This window comes from Bacillus sp. 05T31 (assembly GCF_056396725.1).
The window spans coordinates 1-1,061 of the sequence record NZ_JBFTMA010001035.1 but is presented as its reverse complement, the minus strand read 5'-3'; the positions used below and the strand labels follow the sequence as shown (position 1 = coordinate 1,061).

The following is a 1,061-nucleotide window of genomic DNA, read 5'->3' as shown; positions in this document are numbered from 1 at the left end:
CCATTACACCGTGCAGAAGTGAATATTTTACTTTTAGAAACGAGTGAGCTAGTTTGGAAGGAAATGAATGCTGCGCGTAAGAAACGAATCATTCACCGCGGAGCAGACCTTATGGGAGCAAATCTGAAAAAGAAAAATTTACAGGGAGCGAATTTAAGAGGAGCTTATTTAATTGCGGCTAACTTAAATGGTGCAGACTTACGAGGAGCAGACCTTATCGGAGCAGACTTGCGGGATGCAGATATTCGCGGAGCAGATTTTACAAATAGTATTTTTCTTACGCAAGTTCAAATTAATGCGGCGAAAGGGGATAAACATACGAAATTGCCGAAATTGTTGTCTCGTCCATCGCATTGGAGTGCGTAAAGAGTATGGGGTGATTTAGTTTGGATATATTTCAGTATTTAGAAGAGATGCAAGAGGATGTCTTTTCGTTAGCAGTAGAGCAAATAGAAGGGAAGTATTATGATATTTGTAGTACGTTAGTATCAAGTGCGCATGCCGAGCGGATTAAATTGATTCCATTAGATTCATACAAGGAAAGTATGAGGATAGGTTTGAAAGAAGCGTTAGAAATTGCTGAAAGTGAAGAAGCAAAGGCGATTTATTTTGAGTATGACCTTGATAACGAATGGGATAGTCATTTTTATATTTGTGAAGAGTATTTTTCGCTGGAAGAAGAGGATGATGATTGGGCTTCTGAATGGACATATGATATTGAGGGACCGAAGTCTATAGAATTAGCAGATATGTATACTGAAAATGGCTTTGATACAAATGAAAAAGCAATTGGTATAACTTTGTATTTAATTGCTAGAACGGTACGTGGTTTTATGAGTGTATGTAGTGAGGTACAAAGTAATATACCAATTTGCATTGGTTTTCACGATCAAGACCCAATTATACGAACAGGCAGAGATTAACTCTCTGCCTGTTTTTTCTTTTCAAATGTAGTAATTAAAACGCTGCATATAATGAGAATACCACCAATAAAAAAGTTGCTGCTTAATGTTTCATTTAATAACAACCAGCCAAGTATCGATCCAACGATAGGTTGGAAG

Annotated in this window: 2 protein-coding genes and 1 pseudogene; 2 read left to right on the top strand and 1 reads right to left on the bottom strand. The window is 37.2% G+C overall.

All coding sequences use genetic code 11. The features are described from left to right. Together AC1DJR_RS31085 and AC1DJR_RS31080 are read left to right on the top strand one after the other, a co-directional pair. On the top strand, positions 1 to 366 hold a 366-nt coding region (locus tag AC1DJR_RS31085; protein ID WP_477004373.1), incomplete at its 5' end, for a pentapeptide repeat-containing protein. 20 nt (positions 367 to 386) lie between these two features. Next, the gene (locus tag AC1DJR_RS31080) at positions 387 to 923 is read left to right on the top strand and encodes a hypothetical protein (protein ID WP_429692014.1); all 537 of its coding nucleotides are present in this window, start codon (positions 387 to 389) and stop codon (positions 921 to 923) included. Here the strand turns inward: AC1DJR_RS31080 and AC1DJR_RS31075 are convergent. Then, positions 920 to 1,061, bottom strand: a pseudogene (locus AC1DJR_RS31075) (EamA family transporter); the annotation flags it as partial. The gene AC1DJR_RS31080 and the pseudogene AC1DJR_RS31075 sit on opposite strands and share 4 nt — an antisense overlap.